Below are 20,558 nucleotides of genomic sequence, written 5' to 3'. Positions count from 1 at the left end.
CCGCGCGGCACCGGCGCGCTGCGCTTGCCGCCGGTCCGCCCCTCGCCTATCAAGGCAAAAAGGGGCCTTTCATGCGTATTTTGATTACAAACGATGACGGCATCAACGCGCCCGGTCTGGCCGTGCTGCGCGCCATTGCCGAGGAATTGGCCGGGCCCAAGGGCGAGGTCTGGACCGTCGCACCCGCGTTTGAGCAATCCGGCGTCGGCCACTGCATCAGCTACACCAAACCGATGATGATTTCGCAATTGGACGACCGCGTCTTTGCCACCGAAGGCTCTCCCGCTGACTGCGTCCTTGCCGCGATCCACGACACGATGACCGCCGCGCCCCCCGATCTGGTGCTTTCGGGCGTGAACCGGGGCAACAACGCGGCTGAGAACGCGCTTTACTCCGGCACGCTCGGCGGCGCGATCGAGGCGGCCTTGCAGGGTCTGCCCGCCATCGCCCTGTCGCAATACTACGGCCCCGCCAACCGCGATCTGGCTGATCCGTATGAGGCCGCAGCCCAGCATGGCGTCGAGACCTGTCGCCGCATTCTGGAGCATAGCCCCAGCGAAGAAGCGGCCTATGGCCTTTTCTATAACGTGAACTTCCCCCCCGTCGCGGGCGCCGATGTGCGCGGCATCCGGCTCGCCCCTCAAGGCCGCCGCCCCGCCACCGGGTTCTCCACCGAGGCGCATCTGTCGCCCTCGGGCCGCCGCTTTTTGTGGATCAAAGGCGGCGACCAGCGCGTGCAGACAGCGCCCGGCAGTGACGCCTGTGTGAACCTTGATGGCTATGTCTCAGTCACGCCAATGCGCTGTGACCTGACGGACCACGCAGCGCTTGAAACACTCACAGGCATCAACGGATGAACGAAGAGCCGATCTCTGAAGCCGAACGCAAGATGCAGTTCCTCTATGCGCTGCGCTCCAAGGGCGTGACCGATGCGCGCGTGCTGACAGCGATGGAAGCGATCGACCGCGGCCCCTTTATCCGCGGCCTCTTCGCCAGCCGCGCCTATGAGGATATGCCCCTGCCCATCGCCTGCGGCCAGACCATCAGCCAGCCCTCTGTCGTGGGTTTGATGAGCCAAGCCTTGCAGGTGTCGTCGCGCGATAAGGTGCTCGAAATCGGCACCGGCTCGGGCTATCAGGCCGCGATCCTCAGCAAGCTTGCGCGGCGGGTCTATACGATCGACCGGCACCGGCGCTTGGTGCAAGAGGCGCGCGGCGTGTTCGAGGCGATGGATCTTAACAACATCACGGCGATCACCGCCGATGGCAGCTTTGGCCTAGCCGAACAGGCACCCTTTGACAGGATCATCGTGACCGCCGCCGCCGAAGACCCGCCCGGCCCCCTGCTGGCCCAGCTCAAAGAAGGCGGCATCATGGTGCTGCCCGTCGGCCAATCCGACACCGTCCAACACCTCATCCGCGTGCGAAAGACCGCTGATGGGCTGGAATACGACGAATTGCGCGCCGTGCGCTTTGTCCCCCTGCTGGAAGGCTTGGGCAAGGACGGCTAATAGGTTAGAGAGACACGGACAACGCCCCTTACCGTCTGGGGCGAAGATGAGGACTTGCAGATGCGCCAAACACGCTTGCGCCGCCCCATGCGGCTGACCCTAATGGCCGGGACCAGTGCGATACTGCTGGCAGGTTGCGAAAATCAGCCACTGGATTACGATATGCGCAGCACCTTTGGCGATGGGTTTTCCACCGCCGAAGCGGCACGCGGCCCCTTGGCGGACCGCCCCAAGCCCGACGCCCGGGGCGTGATCGCCTACCCCAATTATCAAGTCGCCGTCGCCCGCCGTGGCGATACGCTGAAAGACGTGGCCGCGCGTGTCGGGGCCGACAGCGGCGAACTCGCACGCTACAACGGCATTGATCCGGGCGTCCCGCTTCGCCAAGGAGAGATCATCGCCCTGCCCCGGCGGGTCGCCGAACCTGCCCCCGGCACCAATGGCGCCGTCGATATCACCACCCTTGCGGGCAGCGCCATCGACCGCGCCCCGGCGACGCCGAGCGTGCAAACGCAAAGCCTGCCCCCTGCAAGCACCGGCACCACCGCGCCGCAGCCCACAGCGCCTCAGCCTACCGCGCCGCAATCGGCGAAAGAGCCGGTGCGCCACCGGGTCGAGCGTGGCGAGACCGCCTATACCGTTGCGCGCCTCTATAACGTGCCGGTCAAAGCGCTGGCGGAGTGGAACGGCCTCGGCCCCGATTTCGCGATCCGCGAGGGGCAATTCCTGCTGATCCCGGTAGAGAAACAAGCGCCCCCGCGTCAGGCGACCAACACCGCATCCAGTGCCGCCGCCTCGCGCCCCGTGCAACCTGTCACCAGCGCACCCGGCGCGGGCAGCCCCACGCCGACGCCTCCTTCGGCGGCCAAACCGCTGCCGCAGGATGAGACGGCGAAACCATTGCCTCCCAAAGTCGAGCCGAAAGAGCCTGTGGCCGATGTCGGCAAACCCACCGCCCCTGCAAAAACGACGAAGATGACACCGCCGGTCCAAGGCTCCATCATCCGCGCCTATTCCAAGGGCAAGAACGAGGGCATCAACATCAAGGGCAACCCCGGCGGGCCGGTGAAGGCCGCCGAAGGGGGCACCGTGGCCGCGATCACCAAAAGCGCCGAGGGCATTCCGATTGTCGTGGTGCGCCACCCGGACAACCTGCTCACGGTCTATGCCAATGTGGACGGCGTGAATGTCGCCAAGGGCGATACCGTCAGCCGGGGCCAGCAGATCGCCAAACTGCGCGGCGGATCGGAATCGCATGTGCATTTTGAGGTCCGCAAGGGCTTTGAGAGCGTCGATCCGACGCCCTACATCCAGTAATCAAACAAAAAAAGGCCCGCAGAACTTGCGGGCCTCTTTGCTGAAGCACCAGACAGGCGCGGTTACCCTCCTGAGACGGGAACGCCCTTTCTGCCAGCCAAATCCACGAAATACTGCCATGCCACCCGGCCCGACCGCGCCCCGCGTGTGGCCTGCCATTCGACAGCCTCTGCGCGCAGGGTGTCGTCGTCGATTTCTACGCCGAAGGCATCGCAATAGCCGCGGATCATCGCCAAATACTGGTCTTGATCGCAGGGATGGAACCCAAGCCAAAGCCCGAAACGATCGGAGAGAGAGACCTTTTCCTCGACCGCCTCCGAAGGGTTGATCGCACTGCCCCGCTCATTTTCGATCATGTCGCGCGGCATCAGATGACGGCGGTTCGAGGTGGCGTAGAGCACCACATTCTCGGGCCGCCCTTCGATGCCGCCATCCAGCACCGCCTTCAGCGACTTGTAATGCGCGTCATCATGGCCAAAGCTAAGGTCATCGCAAAACAGGATAAACCGCTGCGACGCCCCGCGCAGCAGTGTCAGAAGCCGCCCGACCGAGGGCAGGTCTTCGCGCTGCAATTCGACGATGCGCAACGCTTCATGTGATGCCTGAACATCTGCGTGTATCGCTTTGACAAGACTGGATTTTCCCATGCCACGCGCACCCCAGAGCAGCGCGTTGTTCGCAGGCAGACCCGCCGCGAATTGGCGGGTGTTGGCCAGAAGGGTATCCCGCGCCCGGTCGACGCCAATCAACAGCGGCAGGTCGATTCGCGCGACCTGCGGCACCGGTACCAGACGGTCGGGGTCGGTGTGCCAGACGAATGCGGTCGCGGCGTCAAAGTCCGGGGCGGACAGCGGCGCCGGAGACATACGCTCCAGCGCCGCTGCGATACGGTCCATCGGATCGTCGATCACAGCAGGTCTTCCTCGTCTTCCTCGTCTTCGTCGTCAAAGTAGCCCTCTTCGCGCAGCCTCTCGTCGCGCTTTTTCTCGACCCGACGCACGAGGAAGATCGAGATTTCGTAAAGGCCGTAGACAACAACAAACAAGATCACCTGCGTGATCACATCTGGCGGCGTGACAAGGGCAGCCAACACAAGGATCGCCACCACGGCATATTTGCGCACGTTGCCCAGACCTTCGGAACTGACCAGCCCGGCCTTGCCCATCAGGGTCAGCAGCACGGGAAGCTGGAAGCACAGGCCAAAGGCCACGATGAACTTGATCGTAAGCGAGAGGTATTCCTGCGCCGAGCCTTGGAATGCGATGGCCGCGATGCCGTTCTCACCCTCTGGCCCCTCACCGACGAGCGTACCCGCCTGCTGGAACCCAAGGAAGAAATCGAAGGCCAGCGGCGTGACGACGTAAAAGGCAAAGGCCGCACCAAGGAAAAACATCACCGGCGAGGAGATCAAAAAGGGCAGAAAAGCGCCCTTTTCGTTCTTGTAGAGCCCCGGTGCCACGAAGCGCCAAAGCTGGTAGCTGATGAAGGGAAAGCCCAGCACCAAACCACCCAAAAGCGAGATCGAAATCGCAACGAAGAAACCTTCTTGCAGTTTGATCAGGATCAGCCCGCAATCCTCTTGGCCCCGTTCCGCCATGGCCGAACACAGCGGTTCGGTCAGGAAGTTGAAGATCGGGTTCCAGACGGTAAAGCAGATCACCATGCCGATGATAAAGGCGATGACCGAATGGATGAGCCGCGTGCGCAGTTCGGCCAGATGTTCGATCAACGGGGCCGAGCTGTCGTCGATCTCATAGTCGTCGGAGGCGCTCATTTAACTTACTCTTTTTTCGCAGCGGGTTTGGCTGCCGCTGGCTTTTTGGCAGCAGGCTTTTTCGCAGCGGGTTTCTTGGCAGCAGGCTTTTTCGGCGCTGCCTTGGCCGGCGCTGCTTTGGCCGCTGCTTTGACCGGCGCCGCTTTGGTTGAGGCCGCTTTAGCAGGCGCCGCCTTGGCTGGTGCCGCGTCTTTCTCGATCACGGGCCGTGCCGGTGCAGCTTTCGCAGCTTCGTCCCGGGCCGGGGTCGCGTCAGACAACTTTGCCTCTGCCGCCTCGGCCTGAGACATGGCTTCTGCCGCTTCGCGCTGCTTGCGCTCGGCTGCGGCGCGGGCGGTGCTGGCTTGGATCTTCCTCACATCCTCGGCCTTTTGCGCCGCCAATTTGCCGGTCTCGCTCTCGGGGTCGAAGTTGGTCAGCGAGCGGGTCGCGTCCTTCACCTCATCCATGGCGCTGCCCAGCGGGTTGGTCGCGGTTTTCAGCGACTTGTTCAGCGACGACGACATCTCGCGCATGCCGCTTTCGTCGGCGGCGTCGTTCATGGCCTGACTGAATTCACGCGCCATGCCCTTGGCCTTGCCCACGAATTGCCCAACGCGCCGAAACAGCACGGGCAGATCCTTGGGGCCGACCACGATCAGGGCCACCACGCCGATGACTAAAAGTTCTGTCCAACCCAGATCGAACATCGGGTTACACCCGGTCCTTGTCGGCCTTCAGGTCGGTCTTGGGATGCGTGCCCTGATCGGCATGCTCGGGCAGGTCGGCATGGTGCACTTCGTCGACATGTTTGATGTCGTCGCTGCGCTTGGTCTCTTCTTCGCCTTCGCTGATGCCCTTTTTGAAGCTGGTGATGCCTTTGCCGACTTCACCCATAAGCGAGGAAATCTTGCCGCGGCCGAAAAGCACCAGCACGACAACCGCGATCAGCAGCAGGCCCGGCAGTCCGATATTGTTCAACATGTCTGTTCTCCCATCATGTTTGGCGCAAGTCATGCAGCGCCGTCCTGCCTGTGATAGCGGGCGGCGGCAGGACCATGAAGGGGCAAAGCGGCGGTTGGGCGGTGCTGCGGGCGAAGGACTGCCGATTTTCGGGCGTGCAATTCCCTTTGTGACATGTTTTTGTCAGGAGCGTCAGGAGGCGTCATGGTGTCAGTGAAAACCGAAGATCGGCTCGTGCGGTTGATCGACAGGCTGCGGGATGGGCGGCTGCACCGGGCCGAGGATTTGGCCCGGCTGTTTGGCGTCTCCCCCCGCACGATCTACCGCGATATGGGCAAGCTCAGCGCGGCGGGCCTGTCCATCGTCGGGACGCGGGGCGAAGGCTATCGGATCACCCCGGCGATCACCCTGCCCCCGCTGACCCTAACCCCGTCTGAGTTGGAGGCGCTGAACCTCGGCCTTGCCGTCGCGGCAGAGGTTGGAGACCCCGCCTTGCAGGGCGCGGCAGAGACATTGGCCGCCAAGTTCGACGCGGTCTTGCCGACCGAGACCATCGCCGAGGGGGCCGCTTGGTCGCAGGCGCTGACGGCGCAGGGCAAGGCCACACGGGTTTTTGCCCATCTGCCGGTGCTGCGCGCCGCGGTGCTGGCGCGTCAGAAGCTGCGGATCGGGGTCGCGGGGGAAGAGGCCCGCGTGCTACGGCCTCTGAAGGTTGAGAATTGGGGGCGGTTTTGGATGCTGACCGCCTGGTGCGAAGATGAAAAGGAATTTGCTACCTACGCGATCAATCAGATCGAAAGCGCCGAGGCCTTGCCGGAGCTGTTCGTCGACGAGCCGGGCAAAACGCTGGCTGACTACCACCCCTAGCCCTGAATCACGGGCGCAGGTCCGCTTGGCTGGCCCAGACCGCCCGGACGGTCTGCCCCCCGGCTCAGCCCTTCAGTTGCCAACCGGTCTGCAGCGGCAAGAACGCCTCGACACTCGCCTGCGCGATCACGATGGTATCCTGCCCCGTCGGCACATTCAGCCCGCCCTTCACGGCACGTACCTCGGCCCGGCCACGCGGCAGATTGGCCACCAGCGCGTCGACATCTACCTTTTCAGGCTCTTGCACCGCCACGGTGACCTGCACACGCATCTGGTCCGGGGTCACGTCAAGCGCGCCGAAAAGCGGCAGAGAGGAATGGCGCAGGGCATCCTCGATCGCGCGGGCGGCGGCTTTGGTATAGTCCATCCCGTGCAGATCGTTGCCCATGCCCATTTCGATGATGATCCGCTGCTCAGTCATCGGCAGGCTCCATGTCGAAACCGACGGAAAGGGCCACATTCGCCATGACGGTCGGGTTCCCCTCTCCTTCGGGGCGCGGCGCATCCAACCCGCCGTGATGCAGGTTCACCGTCACCTCGCCATAGGGAAAGACCGCGCGCAGCGCTTCGGGGTCGACCAGATCGGGCCGTTGCACGCCCACGTCGAGGGTGATCCGCATGGCGGACCTATCGAAACCAAAAAGCTCTGCCAGATTGATCGAGTTATGCCACAGCGCATCCTGCACCGCGCGTGTCGCGGCCTGCGTATAATCGGCGCGGCGCAGGGACGACCCCATGCCGAATTCTACCATCAGGGGCTTCATGCCGTCACCGGAAAGACAAAGCAGCGGTCGCGGCGCACGGTCAGCCACATGACGGCGCCGGGTTGCGGCAAAAAGACATTCGGCACCGTGGCCTTGAGCCGCGATCCGTCCTCTTCCAACACAAATTCAACAAGGCTTTCGTTCCCCATAAAGCGCGCGCGTTCCACCACGGCGCGGGCCGGGGTGCCATCGGTCGCCGTGGGGCGTGGGCCTTTGCCTGCACGGTCAAAGTCGATGCGCAGGTGTTGCGGGCGAAAGACAATATTTACCGGCGTGCCATCGGGCACCCCCGGGGCAAGGAATTGGCCAAAGACGGTATCGGCCAGCGCCCCGGTCACCGTGGCCTCAAGCACATTGGCATCGCTGAAAAATGCGACAGAGGCGCGATCGACGGGCCGCGTATAGACGTTATAGGGCGCGCCCTGCTGGACGATCTTGCCGTCGCGCATCAGCGCAATCTCATCGGCCATGCGCATCGCCTCATCCGGCTCATGGGTGACGAGCAGAACGGCGGTATCCTCTTCTTTCAGGATGCTCAGGGTCTCATCGCGGATGCCGTCGCGCAGACGGTTGTCGAGGCCGGAAAAGGGCTCGTCCATCAGCATGATGCGCGGCTGCGGCGCCAGCGCACGGGCCAGCGCCACGCGCTGCTGCTCCCCGCCCGAAAGCTGGTGCGGATAGCCGTCGATATAGCGCAGCAGGTCCACCCGTTCGAGCAATTCCTCAATCCGCTTGCGCTTCTCGGCCTTGGTGCCTTTCTTGAGGCCAAAGCCCACGTTATCGGCGACGCTCAGATGCGGGAACAGGGCGAAATCCTGAAACATCAGCCCAATCTCGCGCCGCTCAGGCGGGACGCGGAACATGGTGTCGCAGATCAGCTTGCCATCGACGTGGATCGTGCCGCTGTCTTGCATCTCAACACCCGCGATCATGCGCAGGGTTGTGGATTTGCCGCAGCCCGAAGGGCCAAGCAGGCAGGTCACCTGCCCCGGCATGATTTTCAGCGAAACATCATCGACAACCTGCCGCCCGCCATAGGTGCGGCGCAGGTTGCGGATTTCCAGTCGGGGGGTGGGGTCACTCATGGAACTTGCGGTATCCGATCAAATCGCTCGGGAACCCAGCTATCAGCCTCGCCGCGCCCCCGCAAGCACCGCTGCAAAGCCAGCCAGCAGCACGCAGAGACAAATCACCAGCAATTGCTCGTATTTATGCCCCTCGGGCAGAAGGGCCGCCACCGGCGCCCAGCCCCGCGCGAAATAGGCCGCAGCCCCAAGCATCGCGGCGGCGAAGGCGGCAAGGTAGCTCCAAATCGCAATCCGCCGCCCTGCCACCAGCCCCACCAACAGCACCGGGGTAAGGAACATCGACGCCGTCCCGCTGACCGCCACCGCGTCAAACAGCGTGGCATTTCCCCAAAGCGTCAGCAGCGCGCCCGAGATCATGAACCCCGCCATTACCAGCCGCCCGCCCATCAGGCTGCGCGGTGCGATGCGCCATTCCTCAACCATCAGCCGCGCAGCGGAGGCCAGCGCCGAGTTGAGCGTCGAAAGCGCCGAGACCAGCAAAGACAGCATCAGCGCCACGAAGATCCAGCCCGGAAACATCTGCCCCCATGTGCCGATCAATTCGCCTTCATAGGCCGCACCGGTCAGGCTGGCTTGGATGCCGAAAAAGCCAAAGCCGATGATGCAGAGTGTCGAAATCCAAAAGGCGTGCAGGAAAGAGGCCCGCGTGGTTGCCTCATCCGCCAGAAAGCCGCGGTCCATCATCACCGGGTCATGGGCGGGGTAGGAAAAGACCTGCAACAGGGCGACCGCCAAAAGCACCCAACCGTTGTAGGGCCCCGAGACGCCCGGCGCACTCAGCACCGCGCCAAGCTCGAACCCCGGGCTTAGCAGCAGCGCGCCAAGCGCAAGGCCGAAAACAACAAGAAAGACCAGCATCTGCACCACATCCGTGCGCAGCGCGGCGGAAAGCCCGCCCCATGCCGAATAGCCAAAGCCCAAAGCCGCGACGATCAGCACCGCCAGCGTGCCGGACCCCGGCCAGACAGCCTCGAAAATCAGCGCAACGACCAGCAGATTGGCAAAGACCTCGGACAGCAGCCGCAGCCCGATCACGAGGTTATAGGCCGCCGTGCCCGAACGCCCGAAATGCCCACCCAGCCAGTCCTGCACCGACCGCGCGCCGCCCCGGCGCAACTGCCCCACGATAAAGCCGCCTGTCAGGAACGACCCGTAATAGGCCGCATAGGCCAGCGTGCCCGCGATGCCGTAGAAATAGCCCAAGATCGCGGCGTTCATCAGGCTACGGGCAAAGATCCATGTGGTGACTTGGCTTAGCACCAGCACCCAAAGCCCCGGCGCACGGCCCGCCGCATTGGCGCCGCCAAAGAACCCTTCGACCGTTGCGCGACGCGGGGCCACCAGCAGGCTGGCAAGGATTATGGCCGCGAAAAGAAGGACAAGAACGGTGGTTTGCATGCGGACGGACCTTTTGCGAAAAGCTGACCCTCAAGGGTTAGCCGCCGCCCTCAATCCCCGCCAGCGCTGAAACCGCTGCTGTCAGGAATGTGATCCGATGCGAAGCGCAATGGCCGGGACGCGCGCCCCGGCCAAGCTCTGCTTACATGGTGAGATTGGTGCCGCCGCCATCCAGCAGCAGGTTCTGGCCCACGATGAAGCCCGCGTGCTGCGAACAAAGGAACGCACAGGTCGCGCCGAATTCATCACGGGTGCCGTAGCGGCCTGCGGGAATGCCCGCCTGCCGCTCGGCGCGGGCCTCGTCCAGCGTGATGCCCTTGGCCTTGACCACACCCGCATCAAGCGAATCCGCGCGGTCGGTGGCATGGATGCCCGGCAGCAGGTTGTTGATCGTGACCCCCTTGCCCGCGACCTGACGCGCGGTGCCCGCGACATAGCCCGTAAGCCCGGTCCGTGCCGAGTTACTCAGCCCCAAGACAGCAATCGGCGCGCGCACCGACTGGCTGGTGATGTTCACGACCCGACCCCAGCCGCGCTCCATCATGCCGGGCACCAGCGCTTTGATCAACGCGATGGGGGCCAGCATATTGGCATCGAGCGCCTTGATGAAATCTTCGCGGTCCCAGTCATGCCACATCCCCGGAGGCGGGCCACCCGCGTTGTTGACGAGAATGTCACAGCCCTCGGCGGCCTTGATGACCAGCGCCTGCCCCTCTTCGGTGGCCACATCCGCCGCCACGGTGACGACTTCGACGCCATAGTCCTGACGGATACGTTCTGCCGACGCCTCAAGCGCCTCGGCGCCGCGTGCGTTCATCACAAGGTTGACCCCTGCCGCCGCAAGAGCTTCGGCGCAGCCAAGGCCAAGCCCTTTGGATGAGGCACAGACCAGCGCCTTCTTCCCCTTGATTCCCAAATCCATTATGCGATTCCTCCTGTGCATTTGCATATGCCTACCACGGCCTGCGGCCAATGCCAGCAAATCACCCGAGCCTTGACCCATGGGGGCCACAATTCTACCTTATCCCGCTGGCGAAAGCCCCAAAGCAAAGGCCCGTCATGTCCCGCACCCGCACCGCCCCTGCACAGAACATCGCCGTCTACCGCGCCGGGCAATTTTGCGCGAGCGACGGGGCGAATATGGGCGATACGCTGGGTTTTGCCGCCGAATTGGTGTTGGATGATGTCTATGAGTTGGACCGCGCAGCCGAGCCACAGCGCCTGTCGTTGCTGACCCAGCCGGGCGATCAATTGCGTCTTGCCGAGGATACCGGCGTGGGCAATCCCGGCGCGGACCTGCACCTTGATAGCCTGCTGACGCTGATGTCGCCCGACGGGCAAACCCAAGAGGCGCTGCTGCTGGTCGAGGTTGATGGCAAGGGCCACGCGGCTGAGGTGTACCTTTTGCCGCTAGGCCCGCTGACACCGCAAACGGGCTACCGTATTGTGGGCATCGACACCCAGACCGCACGTCAGAAATTCGGCCAACTCGCCTGCGTGTCCTTCACACGCGGCACCCATATCTCGCTCAGCACCGGAGAGTTGCGCCCCATCGAAGACCTTCGCGTCGGTGACCGTATCCTAACCCGCGACGACGGCGTTCAAACCCTACGCTGGATCGGTCAAAGCACCCTGCGCGCGGTGGGCGAATTCGCCCCGATCCGCATTCAGGCAGGCACGCTGAACAACGAACATGACCTGATCGTCAGCCCCGACCACCGGCTTTTCATCTATCAACGCAGCGATGAGATGGGTGCGGGCCGGTCCGAATTGCTGGTGAAGGCGCGGCATCTGGTGAACGGTGACAGCGTGACGGTGCAGGACGGCGGCTTTGTCGATTACTTCCAACTGCTCTTTGACAGTCATCAGATCATCTACGCCGAAGGGATTGCCGCCGAATCCATGCTGGTCGATAGCCGCACTCGCTCTGTCCTGCCGCCCAAAATGGCGGCGGCCTTGGGCGAGGTGATCCCCGGCCATTCCGACCTGCCCCATGCCGGGCTCGATCTGGCCGAGGCGTTGCTCAAGCGCCCCGATGCGGCGGCGCTGCTGCGCAAAGCCTCGACCCGTTAAGGTGCCTCAACGGCATAGTGAAACTCTTCCCGGACGATTTTGCCGTCTTTCACGTGGTAAACGCCGATCTCTTCCATCTGAAAGCGGTCGCCGCTTTGCTTGTCGGTGGCGTCGACCTTGAAGACCGCGCTGAACTGCTCATCGCCGAAATAAAACGGGCCAGAGATTTCGGTCGCGTGCTCTTCCATCGCGTTTTCCCACCAGTCGTGTTTGCCGTGGATGGCCTTGATCCCATGCGTCTCACGCCCCTGCCCGCCCATATCGGCGGCCTCTACCGAAACGGCATCCTCGGCATATAACTTATCAAGGTTCTCACGCACTTTGGCGGCACCGGCCCGGCAGCCGTTTACCAACTCTTGAGCAATCTCTTTCAGTTCCATCGCAAAACCCTCCATGTACCACTTATGTTCTCATCCTATGCCCAGAGCCGATTCGCAGCAATGGCCAGATTGCGCCCGGTCGCGGCGCAGCCTATATGGGGCGGATGTTGGACACGCCGCAAAACCGCCCCGCCCTGCCCGCCGAGATCGCGCGCCGTCGCACCTTTGCGATCATCAGCCACCCTGACGCGGGCAAGACCACGCTAACTGAAAAGTTCCTCCTGTTCGGCGGGGCCATTCAGATGGCTGGCCAAGTGCGCGCCAAGGGCGAAGCGCGGCGCACGCGGTCGGACTTCATGGCGATGGAAAAGGACCGGGGCATTTCGGTCTCGGCCTCGGCCATGTCGTTCGATTTCCACAGCGGTGACACCAACTACCGCTTCAACCTCGTCGACACGCCGGGCCACTCGGACTTTTCGGAGGATACCTACCGTACGCTGACGGCGGTGGATGCCGCCGTGATGGTGATCGATGGGGCCAAGGGTGTGGAAAGCCAGACGCAGAAGCTGTTCGAAGTCTGCCGGATGCGCGACCTGCCGATCCTGACCTTCTGTAACAAAATGGACCGCGAAAGCCGCGACACCTTTGAGATCATTGACGAAATCCAGGAAAACCTTGCCATCGACGTGACGCCCGCAAGCTGGCCCATCGGTGTGGGCCGCGATTTCGTGGGCTGCTATGACATGCTGCGCGACCGTCTGGAACTGATGGACCGCGCCGACCGGAACCGCGTGGCCGACAGCATCAAGATCGAAGGGTTGGACGACCCCAAGCTGGCCGAACACGTCCCCGCCGCCCTGCTGGAAAAGCTGCGCGAAGACCTTGAGATGGCGCGCGAATTGCTGCCGCCCTTGGACCTCAAAGCGATGCACGAAGGCACGCTGACGCCGATCTGGTTCGGCTCTGCGATCAACTCTTTCGGGGTGCGTGAACTCATGGAAGGCATCGCCAAATACGGGCCAGAGCCGCAAATCCAAGCCGCCACGCCACGTCAGATTTTGCCCGAAGAAACCAAGGTCGCGGGCTTTGTCTTTAAGGTGCAGGCCAACATGGACCCCAAACACCGCGACCGGGTCGCCTTTGTGCGCCTTGCCTCGGGGCATTTCGAGCGGGGCATGAAAATGACCCATGTCCGCACCAAGAAGCCGATGACGATTTCCAACCCGGTAATGTTTTTGGCCTCAGACCGCGAATTGGCCGAAGAGGCTTGGGCCGGTGACATCATCGGCATCCCCAACCACGGGCAGCTGCGCATCGGCGACACGCTGACCCAAGGCGAAGCGCTGCGCGTCAGCGGTATCCCCTCCTTCGCGCCCGAATTGCTGCAATCGGTCCGCGCGGGCGATCCGCTGAAAGCGAAACACCTTGAGAAAGCGCTGATGCAATTTGCCGAAGAAGGTGCCGCGAAAGTGTTCAAACCCTCCATCGGCTCGGGTTTTGTTGTGGGCGTTGTTGGACAATTGCAGTTCGAAGTGCTCGCCAGCCGGATCGAGTTGGAATACGGGCTGCCGGTGCGGTTCGAGCCGTCGCAATTCACCTCGGCTCGCTGGGTGAATGGCACGAAACAGGCCGTTGATAAGTTTACCGAAAGCAACAAACAGCACATCGCTCATGACCACGACGGCGACATCGTATACCTAACCCGCCTGCAATGGGACATCGACCGGGTTGAGCGCGATTACCCGGACGTGAAACTTACCGCGACCAAGGAAATGATGGTCTGAATTAGCCTCTCCGCTATGGGTCGTAAGCCTTGATTTCGCGCGCAATCATGGCATTCTGGACCCAACCGGGGAGACGCGATGACGACGACGACGAAATGGGGGCTGGTTGCCACAATTTTGGCCCCCGCTGACGAGATTAGACGCTTTGCCGCCTACCATCTTGAGGCAGGTGCGCATCGGCTCTATCTATTTCTCGACGCTGAGAACCCAGAGGCTTTCGACAGTTTGAAAGCCCACCCCAAGATCCGCGTCGTCACCTGCGATGATGCCTATTGGCAAAAGCTCTGTGGCAAACGCCCGCAAAAGCATCAGGTCCGCCAAAGCCAGAACGCCACCCGCGCCTATAACCGCGCGGATGATGTGGATTGGCTGATCCATATGGATGTGGACGAATTCCTTGTTGCCGAGCGCCCTGTGGGAGAGGTGCTCGCCGCCCTGCCCGCGGCGCAAAAGATCGCCCGCATCCGCCCGATGGAGGCTTTGGCAGGCGATGCGACAGCCTTCAAATCCTTCATTCCAAACGGCCCGCAGAGGGCGCAGATCGTGTCGGAGCTTTATCCAACCTATGGCGAATACGTCAAAGGGGGATTCTTGAGCCATTTGGCCGGAAAGGTCTTTGTCCGCACCGGGATGGCCGACGTTCGCCTTCAAATACACAACGCTTTTCAGAATGACGCGATGATTGAGGGGCCAGAGCAACAGCCCGGCATTGATCTGGCGCATCTGCACGCGAAAAGCTGGCCCGACTGGCTGGCCGCCTATCGCTACCGGCTGGAAAAAGGCTCTTACCGTTCCGATCTCGCCCCCAACCGGCCCCGTGATCGCGGTGGGCTGTCGATGCATGAGCTTTTTTCCATGATCGAAGCCGAAGGGGGCGAGGCGGGATTGCGCGCCTTTTTCAATGAGGTCTGCGCCGACACCCCCGAGTTGCGCGCGACCCTAAAGGCGAAGGGATTGCTGCGCCTTGCCGATCTCGACCTTGATGCAAAGGTGTCGCGCCAATTCGCAAGTTAAGCGCCTGAGAGGTCAAGTGTTTGACGGCTGGGCCGCAACTTGTTATGCGCTTTCGCAACATGCCGCGGCAAATGCCGCCCCTTGGGCCATTCGGGCCGGCTTGTATTGCTGCCGCGGGCCAAGTCAGTGTCCGCTCAACCCGGACGCACATGACAAAATTTACCGATCTAAACCTGAATGCCAAGGTCCTCAAAGCTGTTGTAGAGGCTGGCTACGAATTGCCCACACCTATTCAGGCGGGCGCCATTCCCCCCGCTCTCGAAGGCCGCGACGTCTTGGGCATCGCCCAGACCGGCACCGGCAAGACCGCCAGCTTCACGCTGCCGATGCTGTCGCTGCTCGCCCGGGGCCGCGCTCGTGCGCGGATGCCGCGCAGCCTCGTGCTTTGCCCCACGCGGGAATTGGCCGCACAGGTGGCCGAGAACTTTGACACCTATTCCAAGCACCTCAAGCTCACCAAAGCGCTGCTGATCGGCGGCGTGAGCTTTAAAGAGCAAGACAAGCTGATCGACAAAGGCGTCGACGTGCTGATCGCCACACCGGGCCGCCTGCTCGATCATTTCGAGCGGGGCAAGCTGATCCTCTCGGACGTGAAAGTCATGGTCGTGGACGAAGCCGACCGGATGCTCGACATGGGGTTCATCCCCGATATCGAACGGATCTTCGGCCTCACGCCCTTCACCCGTCAGACGCTGTTCTTCTCGGCCACCATGGCGCCAGAGATTGAGCGGATCACCAACACTTTCCTCAGCAATCCTGAGCGGATCGAAGTGGCGCGTCAGGCCACCACGAGCGAGACCATCGAACAGGGCGTTGTCATGTTCAAAGCCTCGCGCAAGGACCGTGAAGCCACCGAGAAGCGCAAGCTGCTGCGTCTGCTGATCGACGCCGAAGGCGAGAAATGCACCAATGCGATCATCTTCTGCAACCGCAAGATGGACGTGGATACCGTTGCTAAGTCATTGAAGAAATACGGCTATGACGCCGCCCCGATCCACGGCGATCTTGACCAAAGCCAGCGGACCAAGACGCTCGAAGGTTTCCGCAATGGCGAGCTGCGTTTCCTCGTGGCCTCAGACGTTGCCGCGCGTGGCCTTGATGTGCCGAGCGTGAGCCATGTCTTCAACTTCGATGTGCCCAGCCACGCCGAGGACTACGTTCACCGTATTGGCCGCACCGGCCGTGCGGGCCGCAACGGCAAGGCGATCATGATCTGCCAACCCCGCGACGACAAGAACTTTGAAGACGTCGAGCGTCTGGTGCAAAAGGAAATTCCGCGCATCGAGAACCCGCTTGGCAACGCCAAACCAGCAGAAGAAGCGTCTGACGCCCCGGCCAAGACCGATGACAAGCCCAAGCGCACCCGGTCGCGCAGCCGTAAGTCGGACAAACCACAGGCAGACAAGCCACAGGCTGAGCAACCGCAGGCCGACGAGCGCCAAACGGATAGGCGCCCAACGGATAAGCCCCAGACGGATAAGCCTCAGACGGACAAACCCGTTGAGACCTCCAATGAGGCCAAGCAACCGCAGGCCGAGGCACCGAAAGATGCCAAAGCCGATGTGACCCCAGAGCGCGAAGCCGAAAGCGCGCAGGGCGGGCGCAAATCGCAGCGCGGCGGCAACAATGACAAACCTTCGCGTGGTCGGGGCCGGAATGACAAACGCGGTGGGAACGACAACCGCGTCGTCGGGCTGGGCGATCACACGCCTGACTTTATCGGCCTAAGCTTCCGCGAGCGCATCTAAGACAGCCCCCGCGGGCATGAATTCGCCGCTGATCCCGGCCGGGATTGGCGGCTTTTTCGTCTGTGCTATGTGAGGGGAAACCTCTCAGATAGGACCATCATGCTGCGCCCTGCTCTCTTCGCCCTCACCCTTGCCCTGACCGCCCTTATCTCTGCCCCCGCCAGCGCCGAACGCTGCCGGGCCGAGGTCAACGGCGCCGAAGTTGTCGTAGAGGCCGAGAATTTCGCCAATTTCGCCGAGGAAGTCGGCGCCCGCGAACGGCTGATAAATTGGCCCGCGCGGAAATGGAGCAGCCTTTGGGGCGCCCCACCCGCCTGTGACAGCGGGGTGCTGTTCGACTACCTTGCCACCACTGTGCCGCTCGACCAGATCGACGGCTACTGCCTGACCGCCACGCCCGAGGATGGGCATTTCCTGATCCCCGGCTCGCGGAACTATCGCGGCTATTGCAAAAAGACCTTTTGCGAACGGGTGAACACCACCAAGGAAGAGACCGTCGAGATCAGCAAGAACATCGCACGATCCGCGGTCGACACCATCAGCCAGCCGGACAACCTACGCGCCGTGGCGCATAAATCCGGGGCCTTCATTTTGACGGGAGGGGCATCTGCACTGAGCGCCAATCTGGCGACTACAGGCACGACGCTGGCCACCGCGCTATCGACCCCCGCCGCCCTTGCGGCCACGGGGGTAAGCGTGGTCGCAGTGGGCGGCGCGGTCTATATGTGCAGCGGTGGGGAGGAGGTCAGCTCAGACGGCTGACCACCACGGTGACTTCGGGTTTCTTGCCGATTTCGTCGTAAGACGACTGACGTGCGACCTTTTTCAGACCGTCGTTCAGCTTGTCGTCATCCCGCAGGGTGGCGGCTTTCTGACGGTTCAGCCACTGGCTGAGGTCTTGTTCCAGCACATCCACAAGCGGTGCATTGGACCGCCCCGTTTCAGGCAGACCCATCAGATCAACCCAAGGCTCGCCCAAGGGCTCATCATCCGCATCCAAAATCATGGTCACGGTGGCATGGCCGTTCAGCGCCATGCGGATACGGTCGCGGATCACACCATCCAACGCGCCGACTTGAACCGACCCGTCCAGATACATGCGGCCCGTGTCGACATGTTCAACCACCTTGGGCTTGTTGCCCGACAGGTCGATCATCATACCGTTCACGGCCAACACGCCGGTGATGCCCTTGGCATTGGCAATCTTCACATGCTCGCGCAGGTGACGGTGCTCGCCGTGCATCGGGATCAGAACCTGCGGTTTGACGATCGCATGCAGCGTCTCAAGGTCAGGGCGGTTCGCGTGGCCCGACACGTGGTAGAGGCCCGAGGAATCATCCACCACATCCACACCCTTTTCAGAGAACTGGTTGATGATGCCGATCACGCCGCGCTCATTGCCCGGGATGGTCTTCGACGAAAAGAGGAACAGATCGCCCTCTTTCAACTCGATGCCCTGATACTTCCCCCGTGCCAGTTGCGCAGAGGCCGCGCGGCGTTCACCTTGGCTGCCGGTGACCAGCAGCATCAGGTTCTCGCGCGGAATTGCCCGGGCATTTTCGGGAGAGATGACAGGCGGAAAGTCTGTCATCACACCGGTCTGGATCGAGGCTTCGACCATGCGGTTCATCGCACGCCCCAGCAGAACGATCGACCGCCCTGCCCGTGCGCCCGCCTCTGCCAGCGTTTTGACCCGCGCCACGTTGGAGGCAAAGGTCGTGGCGACGACCATGCCCTCGGCACTGCTCACCAGCTTTTCGATCTCCGGCCCAACGGTCGCTTCCGAGCGGCCGGGATGAGCGGAGAAGACATTGGTGCTGTCGCAGATCAGCGCATTCACGCCGTCCTTGCAGACCTCTGCCCAGAGTGCGTCGTCGAAGGCCTCGCCGACGCCGGGCGTGCGGTCGATCTTGAAGTCGCCGGAGTGGATCGTGCGCCCCTCGGGCGTGTCGATGACCATGGCCGAGGATTTAGGAATCGAATGCGAGATCGGCAGGAAGCCCACTTTGAACGGGCCTGCGGTGATCTGCTCTGGCCATGCGCTTACCGTGGTGACCGCATCTTCGGGGTGGCCGTGTTCAGACATCTTCCGACGGGCGATATTGGCGGTAAAGGCGCGCGCATAGATCGGCGCTTTCAGCACCTCATAGGAATGCGCGATGGCGCCAATGTGGTCTTCGTGGGCGTGGGTGATAAAGATCGCTTCGATCTGATCGCGACGCTTCTTCAGCCAAGAGATGTCGGGCAGGATCAGGTCCACGCCCGGCGTGCTGTCCATGTCCGGAAAGGCCACGCCGATGTCGACGACGATCAGCCGTTCTTTACCGGGCTTGCCGTAACCGTAGACATAGGCGTTCATGCCAATTTCACCCGCCCCACCGAGGGGCAGATAGATAAATCGTTCGCTGCTCATATTATTCAGCTTTGTCCTTATTATAATCGTGGATCACGGTCAGGCCGTGCATCGTGAGTTCATCTTGATAATCATCGAACAGGTCGACTGCCTGCTGAAACAGCGGTGCCAGACCCCCCGTGGCGATAACGCGCATGGGTCTTGCACGTTCCGCCCTTATGCGCTCACATATCTCACGAACCAGTCCGACATAACCCCAAAAGACACCAGACTGCATACAGGCCACGGTATTGGTGCCGATGACATGCGGCGGTTTGGAAATATCGACATGCGGCAAGGCCGCGGCGGCGCTATGCAGCGCCTCTAGGCTGAGGTTCACCCCCGGCGCGATCACGCCGCCGATATAAGCCCCATCATCGGCCACCACGTCAAAGGTCGTGGCAGTGCCGAAGTCCACCACAATCAGGTCACCGCCATAAAGGTCATAGCCTGCCACTGTGTTCACCAAACGGTCTGGCCCGACCTGCGTGCCCGCATCCACGCGCACGTCGATGGGCAACTCGCAGCCCGGTTTGCCCACCACAAGAGGGCGCGTGTGAAAGTAGCGATCCGCCAGAACGCGCAGGTTGAACACCACCCGTGGCACGGTTGAGCTGATGATCATATCGGTGATGTCAGCGTCGATATTTTGCAGCCGCATCAGCGTGTTAAGCCAGACGTAATATTGATCCGCCGTGCGTTTCCATTCGGTCGAGGTGCGCCAAGTGGCGATAAACTCTTCCCCGTCCCAGATAGAGAACACGGTATTGGTATTGCCGCAGTCGATTGCCAGAAGCATGGTGCCTCCCCTCCCCCAGATTTTAGAAAAACACATCCGCTGCGGTGATGGGCACCGCGCCGTCGCGGGTGCGCAGGATCAGATTGCCTGCGCCGTCTACATCTTCGAAAACGCCGGTGATCTCATCGCGCATGGTGCGGGCGGTGATGACCTCTCCGAGCCGCGCGGCATGGGCGAGCCATGCGCTGCGGATTGTGCTGAAACCATAGGTCGTGAACTGCTCTTCGAGACCGGCATATTCCCGCGCAAGCACGTCGAGAAAATCCTCGGCGCTCACATTGCCCCCCGCCTCACGCAGTGTCACCGCCGGCAGGGCGCGGGCTTCCAGCGTGCTCGCCTCGGGCCCATGAGCAAGGTTCACGCCGATGCCGATGGCCAGATGGTCGCCCACACTTTCGAGCAGGATACCCGCAACCTTGCCGCCTCGCAGGAGCACATCGTTCGGCCATTTTAGGGCAAAGGCATCCTCGCGCCCGGTCACCCCGACGAAAGAGCGGTAAAGTGCCAGCGAGGTCACGAAGGACCGCAGCGCGGCGACGCCGGGCGGCTCTTTGCGCGGCATCATCAGTGTGGCCGCGAAATTGCCGCGCGGCGTGGTCCAACTGCGGCCCCGGCGGCCCCGGGCGGCGGTTTGCTCCAGTGCGAGAATCCAAGTCGGCGCGGTCAGCTCTTGCTGTAACCGCGCCGCCTCTGAGAGGGTGGAATTGAGCGAGTCATAGACGCGCCGGCCATAGCCTTCCGGCCAGTGGCTCATGCGCTGGTCCGGCC

General features: G+C 62.4%; 22 protein-coding genes. 9 read left to right on the top strand and 13 right to left on the bottom strand.

The window, feature by feature from the left end:
• Window positions 1–71: 71 nt before the first annotated feature.
• Genes surE through R1T45_RS11830 form a run of 3 tightly spaced genes read left to right on the top strand, consistent with a single transcriptional unit; the run spans window position 72 to window position 2,827 of the window.
• Complete coding sequence (gene surE / locus R1T45_RS11840) at window positions 72–857, top strand: 5'/3'-nucleotidase SurE (RefSeq protein WP_317390912.1); 786 nt, start codon at window positions 72–74, stop codon at window positions 855–857.
• On the top strand, window positions 854–1,510 hold the full coding sequence (locus tag R1T45_RS11835; RefSeq protein WP_007120302.1) for a protein-L-isoaspartate(D-aspartate) O-methyltransferase: 657 nt from the start codon (window positions 854–856) through the stop codon (window positions 1,508–1,510). The genes surE and R1T45_RS11835 overlap by 4 nt, the downstream gene beginning before the upstream one ends.
• Window positions 1,511–1,570: 60 nt before the next feature.
• Window positions 1,571–2,827, top strand: a complete 1,257-nt coding sequence (locus R1T45_RS11830; RefSeq protein ID WP_162931846.1) for a M23 family metallopeptidase — start codon at window positions 1,571–1,573, stop codon at window positions 2,825–2,827.
• Window positions 2,828–2,889: 62 nt separating this feature from the next.
• On the opposite strand, the gene R1T45_RS11825 is transcribed toward R1T45_RS11830, so the two are convergent.
• The 4 genes from R1T45_RS11825 to R1T45_RS11810 are packed head-to-tail and all read right to left on the bottom strand — an operon-like array spanning window position 2,890 to window position 5,564.
• Window positions 2,890–3,738, bottom strand: coding sequence for an ATP-binding protein (locus tag R1T45_RS11825; protein ID WP_120351306.1), 849 nt, complete (start codon window positions 3,736–3,738; stop codon window positions 2,890–2,892).
• The gene (gene tatC / locus R1T45_RS11820) at window positions 3,735–4,601 is read right to left on the bottom strand and encodes a twin-arginine translocase subunit TatC (protein WP_317390911.1); all 867 of its coding nucleotides are present in this window, start codon (window positions 4,599–4,601) and stop codon (window positions 3,735–3,737) included. The genes R1T45_RS11825 and tatC overlap by 4 nt, the downstream gene beginning before the upstream one ends.
• Before the next feature lie 5 nt (window positions 4,602–4,606).
• Window positions 4,607–5,290 carry a Sec-independent protein translocase protein TatB gene (tatB, locus tag R1T45_RS11815; RefSeq protein ID WP_317390910.1) on the bottom strand — a complete coding sequence of 228 codons (684 nt, stop codon included), beginning with the start codon at window positions 5,288–5,290 and terminating at the stop codon, window positions 4,607–4,609.
• A 4-nt stretch (window positions 5,291–5,294) separates the two neighbouring features.
• Entirely contained in the window at window positions 5,295–5,564 is a 270-nt protein-coding gene (locus R1T45_RS11810; RefSeq protein WP_067940504.1) for a twin-arginine translocase TatA/TatE family subunit, read from the bottom strand.
• A 192-nt stretch (window positions 5,565–5,756) separates the two neighbouring features.
• Between R1T45_RS11810 and R1T45_RS11805 the strand changes: the two genes are divergently transcribed.
• Window positions 5,757–6,410, top strand: coding sequence for a helix-turn-helix transcriptional regulator (locus R1T45_RS11805; RefSeq protein ID WP_317391079.1), 654 nt, complete (start codon window positions 5,757–5,759; stop codon window positions 6,408–6,410).
• Between the two features lie 64 nt (window positions 6,411–6,474).
• Here the strand turns inward: R1T45_RS11805 and R1T45_RS11800 are convergent, their stop codons facing one another.
• From R1T45_RS11800 to R1T45_RS11780, 5 genes are all read right to left on the bottom strand, one after another.
• Window positions 6,475–6,831, bottom strand: a complete 357-nt coding sequence (locus R1T45_RS11800; protein WP_120351309.1) for a Lin0512 family protein — start codon at window positions 6,829–6,831, stop codon at window positions 6,475–6,477.
• Entirely contained in the window at window positions 6,824–7,174 is a 351-nt protein-coding gene (locus R1T45_RS11795) for a Lin0512 family protein (RefSeq protein ID WP_317390909.1), read from the bottom strand. Before R1T45_RS11795 ends, R1T45_RS11800 begins: the two co-directional genes overlap by 8 nt.
• Window positions 7,171–8,259, bottom strand: coding sequence for an ABC transporter ATP-binding protein (locus tag R1T45_RS11790; RefSeq protein WP_317390908.1), 1,089 nt, complete (start codon window positions 8,257–8,259; stop codon window positions 7,171–7,173). Before R1T45_RS11790 ends, R1T45_RS11795 begins: the two co-directional genes overlap by 4 nt.
• 42 nt (window positions 8,260–8,301) lie before the next feature.
• Window positions 8,302–9,660 carry a sodium:proline symporter gene (locus R1T45_RS11785; RefSeq protein WP_317390907.1) on the bottom strand — a complete coding sequence of 453 codons (1,359 nt, stop codon included), beginning with the start codon at window positions 9,658–9,660 and terminating at the stop codon, window positions 8,302–8,304.
• 142 nt (window positions 9,661–9,802) lie between these two features.
• Window positions 9,803–10,582: an SDR family oxidoreductase gene (locus R1T45_RS11780; RefSeq protein WP_067941767.1), complete on the bottom strand. Its 780-nt coding sequence runs from the start codon at window positions 10,580–10,582 to the stop codon at window positions 9,803–9,805.
• Between the two features lie 137 nt (window positions 10,583–10,719).
• On the opposite strand from R1T45_RS11780, the gene R1T45_RS11775 reads away from it, so the two are divergent.
• The gene (locus R1T45_RS11775; protein ID WP_317390906.1) at window positions 10,720–11,733 is read left to right on the top strand and encodes a Hint domain-containing protein; all 1,014 of its coding nucleotides are present in this window, start codon (window positions 10,720–10,722) and stop codon (window positions 11,731–11,733) included.
• On the opposite strand, the gene R1T45_RS11770 is transcribed toward R1T45_RS11775, so the two are convergent.
• A complete protein-coding gene (locus tag R1T45_RS11770) occupies window positions 11,730–12,113 on the bottom strand; it encodes a nuclear transport factor 2 family protein (protein ID WP_259944795.1) in 384 nt (127 codons plus the stop codon). The genes R1T45_RS11775 and R1T45_RS11770 overlap by 4 nt on opposite strands.
• 104 nt (window positions 12,114–12,217) lie before the next feature.
• On the opposite strand from R1T45_RS11770, the gene R1T45_RS11765 reads away from it, so the two are divergent.
• The 4 genes from R1T45_RS11765 to R1T45_RS11750 all read left to right on the top strand — a co-directional run bounded on the left by R1T45_RS11765 (window position 12,218) and on the right by R1T45_RS11750 (window position 17,361).
• Window positions 12,218–13,837, top strand: a complete 1,620-nt coding sequence (locus tag R1T45_RS11765; RefSeq protein WP_132444569.1) for a peptide chain release factor 3 — start codon at window positions 12,218–12,220, stop codon at window positions 13,835–13,837.
• A 78-nt stretch (window positions 13,838–13,915) separates the two neighbouring features.
• Entirely contained in the window at window positions 13,916–14,851 is a 936-nt protein-coding gene (locus R1T45_RS11760; protein WP_317390905.1) for a glycosyltransferase family 2 protein, read from the top strand.
• A 149-nt stretch (window positions 14,852–15,000) separates the two neighbouring features.
• Window positions 15,001–16,599, top strand: a complete 1,599-nt coding sequence (locus R1T45_RS11755; RefSeq protein ID WP_317390904.1) for a DEAD/DEAH box helicase — start codon at window positions 15,001–15,003, stop codon at window positions 16,597–16,599.
• Window positions 16,600–16,698: 99 nt separating this feature from the next.
• Window positions 16,699–17,361, top strand: coding sequence for a hypothetical protein (locus R1T45_RS11750; RefSeq protein ID WP_317390903.1), 663 nt, complete (start codon window positions 16,699–16,701; stop codon window positions 17,359–17,361).
• Here R1T45_RS11750 and R1T45_RS11745 read toward each other — a convergent pair.
• The 3 genes from R1T45_RS11745 to R1T45_RS11735 are packed head-to-tail and all read right to left on the bottom strand — an operon-like array spanning window position 17,345 to window position 20,544.
• Window positions 17,345–19,012, bottom strand: a complete 1,668-nt coding sequence (locus tag R1T45_RS11745; protein WP_317390902.1) for a ribonuclease J — start codon at window positions 19,010–19,012, stop codon at window positions 17,345–17,347. The genes R1T45_RS11750 and R1T45_RS11745 overlap by 17 nt on opposite strands.
• Window position 19,013: 1 nt before the next feature.
• On the bottom strand, window positions 19,014–19,790 hold the full coding sequence (locus R1T45_RS11740) for a type III pantothenate kinase (RefSeq protein WP_259944806.1): 777 nt from the start codon (window positions 19,788–19,790) through the stop codon (window positions 19,014–19,016).
• Between the two features lie 22 nt (window positions 19,791–19,812).
• Window positions 19,813–20,544, bottom strand: coding sequence for a biotin--[acetyl-CoA-carboxylase] ligase (locus R1T45_RS11735; protein WP_317390901.1), 732 nt, complete (start codon window positions 20,542–20,544; stop codon window positions 19,813–19,815).
• Window positions 20,545–20,558 lie beyond the last annotated feature (14 nt).

This window comes from Sulfitobacter sp. LC.270.F.C4 (assembly GCF_032922545.1).
GTDB classification, from domain to species: domain Bacteria; phylum Pseudomonadota; class Alphaproteobacteria; order Rhodobacterales; family Rhodobacteraceae; genus Sulfitobacter; species Sulfitobacter profundi.
Note: the sequence above shows the minus strand (reverse complement) of the source record. Positions and strands in the feature narration are given on the sequence as shown.